This window comes from Nonomuraea sp. B19D2, from assembly GCF_040137845.1.
Classification (GTDB): Bacteria; Actinomycetota; Actinomycetes; order Streptosporangiales; family Streptosporangiaceae; genus Nonomuraea.
The window spans coordinates 1-3,244 of the sequence record NZ_JBEFAK010000117.1 but is presented as its reverse complement, the minus strand read 5'-3'; the positions used below and the strand labels follow the sequence as shown (position 1 = coordinate 3,244).

The window sequence follows — 3,244 nt, the reverse complement described above, 5'->3', positions numbered from 1 at the left end:
TGTTGAACGACTTTGAAGATGCCGATGTAGTGGGCGGAGTACGGCATCCTGTCTGCCGACAAGATCGGATGCATGCTCCGGGGAGCCGGGGAGTTCGTCGGCGGCGGCACCTTGCCGACGGAGGGCATGCAAAGGCCCTCCCGGTTGGTCTTGGCGGATTCGCCCGGGAGGGCCGTGTAGCGCTCGGAGGCGCTGTGATCACGGTAGGGGCGAACGCGGAAAAGGTCGAGCGGCAGCTGTCTGCCCGGGAGCTGGCGTGCCCGGATTGCGGCGCGCCGTTGAAGCCGTGGGGGTGGGCTCGGGCGCGGACGTTGCGCGGCGGCTCGGCGGTGACGGTGGTGCGTCCGCGGCGTACTCGTTGCCTGGGCTGTGGGATCTCCCATGTCCTTCTTCCTGTGTTCGCGCTGGTCAGGCGGGCGGATCTGGCGGAGGTGATCGGGGCGGCGCTGGCGGCCAAGGCGGCCGGGCTCGGCGCGCGGTCGATCGCCGTCCAGCTCGGGCTGCCGGTGGAGACCGTGCGCGGATGGCTGCGCCGCTTCGCCGGGCGAGCCGAGGTCGTGCGGACGCGCTTCACCGTGCTGCTGGTCGATGTCGGGGTCGATCCGGTGCCGCCGGCCCCGGCCCCGACCGCGTTCGGCGATGCGGTCGCCGCGGTGTTCGGCGCGTCGGTGGCGGCGGCCTCGCGCTGGCCGGACGTCGGCGAGGTGTCGCCGTGGCGGATGGCCAGTGCGGCCAGCGGCGGACGGCTGCTGGCACCGTCCTGGCCTTGATCAACACGCAACACGAGCCGACCCTGACGCTGGTTGGCGGCGGTCTGCGAGCCTTCGCGGGTTCTGTCCCCGCACCCCCCGGGAAGGCTGTGTTGACCAAGAAAGACGACGACCAGACCACGCGCATCGAGCGCGCCCGCCAGATCGGCCTGTTCCGCTACATGCTGATCCGCGAAGCGGCCGACCCGTCGCTGACCAGCCGTCAGCGCGGCGCCTTGGTGCGCGCGATCGCCGGCGTCCCGCATACCGATCCGGACGGCCGCACCATCTGGATCACCCGCTGGACGCTGGATCGGTGGATCTCCGATTGGCGCAAGGGCGGCTTCGACGCCCTGGTGCCCTCGCCGCGTCAGTCCCAGCCGCGCACCCCGCCGGAGGTGTTCGAGCTGGCCACCGCGCTGAAGAAGGAGAACCCCGCGCGCACCGCCGCGCAGATCCGCCGCATCCTGGTGGTCCAGCACGGCTGGGCACCCGATGAGCGCACGCTGCAGCGGATGTTCGTGCGCACCGGGCTGACCGCGCTGCGCGCCCCGGTCGAGCCCGCCGTCTTCGGCCGGTTCGAGGCCGACCGGCCCAACGAGATCTGGACCGGCGACGCGCTTCACGGGCCACGGATCGGCGGGCGCAAGACCTACCTGTTCGCCTTCATCGACGACCACTCCCGGGCGATCGTCGGGCACCGGTGGGGGTTCGCCGAGGACACCGTCCGGCTGGCCGCCGCGTTGCGCCCGGCGCTGGCCTCGCGCGGCGTCCCCGAGTACGTCTATGTCGACAACGGCTCGGCGTTCGTGGACTCCTGGCTGATGCGGGCCTGCGCCAAGCTCGGCATCAAGCTGGTGCACTCGGCCCCGGGCCGGCCGCAGGGCAGGGGCAAGATCGAACGCTTCTTCCGCACCGTGAACGGCGAGTTCGTGGTCGAGATCGCCTCCGGTGAGGGCGAGGTCGGCCGCCAGGTCGGCACCCTGGCGGAGATGAACCGGCTGTTCACCGCCTGGGTCGAGGGCGTCTATCACCGCCGCACCCATTCCGAGACCGCGATGGCTCCGCTGGCCCGCTGGATGAGCGGCGCACCCTATGCCGTCCCGGCCCCGGCCGACCTGGCCGAAGCCTTCCGCTGGTCGGAATGGCGCACCGTGTCCAAGACCGCGCTGGTCTCCTTGCACGGCAACCGCTACCAGGTCGACCCGGGGTTGTCCGGGCGCCGCGTCGAGCTGGTCTTCGACCCGTTCGACCTCACCTTCCTGCGGGTGCGCAGCGACGGCCAGGACGCCGGCACCGCGCTGCCGTTCCAGATCAGCCGCAACAGCCACCCCAAGGCCCGCCCCGAGGTCCCCGCCGAAGAGCCCCGGCCCACCACCGGCATCGACTACCTGGGGCTGATCGACGCCGCCCACAGCTCCGAGCTGGCCGCCAAGGTCAACTACGCCGCCTTCGCCCCCGAACTCGACGAACCCCTCGCCGACCAGGGCGCCGACCCCGTCACCGGCCCGTGAACGCCCCTCCCGCCACTCATCCGGAGCTTCTTCATGATTGAGAAACTGCAGGCCCACTACGGCTTTTCCCGCATGCCCTTCGGCCGCGACCTGGCGCCCGGCATGCTGCACCGCCACGCCTCTCACAACGAGGCCGTCGCCCGCATCTCCTGGTGCATCAGCGAACGCTCCATCGGCGTGGTCACCGGCGAGGTCGGCGCGGGCAAGACCGTCTCGGTCCGCACCGCCCTGGCCAGCCTGGACGCCTCCAAGCACACCGTCATCTACCTGCCCAACCCGATGATCGGCGTCCGCGGTATCCACGAAGAGATCGTCAACACCTTCGGCCAGCATCCCGCCCACCTCGGCTCCCGCCTGGCGGTCCAGGTCGGCAAGGCGCTGCTGGCCGAACGCGAGGAGCGCGGCCGCACGCCCGTCCTGGTCCTGGATGAGGCCCATCTGCTGACCTATGAGCAGCTGGAGACCGTCCGCATGCTCACCAACCAGGGCATGGACCAGGACTCGCCGCTGGCCTGCCTGCTGGTCGGCCAGCCCACCCTGCGCCGGACCATGAAACTCGCGGTCCTGGCCGCTCTCGAACAACGCACTGCCCTCCGTTACACCATGCCGGGGATGGCCTCAGCCGAGACCGCCAGCTACGTCAAGCACCACCTGAACCTGGTCGGCCGTCCCGACCAGCTCTTCACCGAGGACGCCATGAACTTGATCCACACGACCGCCCGCGGCTATCCCCGCGCGGTCAACAACCTCGCCCTGCAGTCGCTGGTCGCCGCGTTCGCCGCCGGCAAGAACCTCGTTGACGAGGCCGCGGCCCGCTCCGCCGTCAGCGAGGTGGTCGACTAACGACCGGCACCATGCCGACGAACGACGACACCTTGCCGATGAACACCCCGTCGCACACCCCAGCGGCGGGGTGTTCTCGTCGCCGATCGTCGGCACCGTCAGTGCCTGCTTCGTCGGCATTTTCAGCGCCGGGCAACA

General features: G+C 70.7%; 3 protein-coding genes. All 3 read left to right on the top strand.

Going from position 1 to position 3,244, the window contains the following annotated elements; genetic code table 11:
• Positions 1–395: 395 nt before the first annotated feature.
• A complete protein-coding gene (locus tag ABN273_RS58935; protein WP_349458545.1) occupies positions 396–770 on the top strand; it encodes a hypothetical protein in 375 nt (124 codons plus the stop codon).
• A 92-nt stretch (positions 771–862) separates the two neighbouring features.
• On the top strand, positions 863–2,263 hold the full coding sequence (locus ABN273_RS58930) for a DDE-type integrase/transposase/recombinase (RefSeq protein ID WP_349458543.1): 1,401 nt from the start codon (positions 863–865) through the stop codon (positions 2,261–2,263).
• Between the two features lie 33 nt (positions 2,264–2,296).
• On the top strand, positions 2,297–3,106 hold the full coding sequence (locus ABN273_RS58925; protein WP_349458541.1) for an ExeA family protein: 810 nt from the start codon (positions 2,297–2,299) through the stop codon (positions 3,104–3,106).
• Positions 3,107–3,244: the final 138 nt, after the last annotated feature.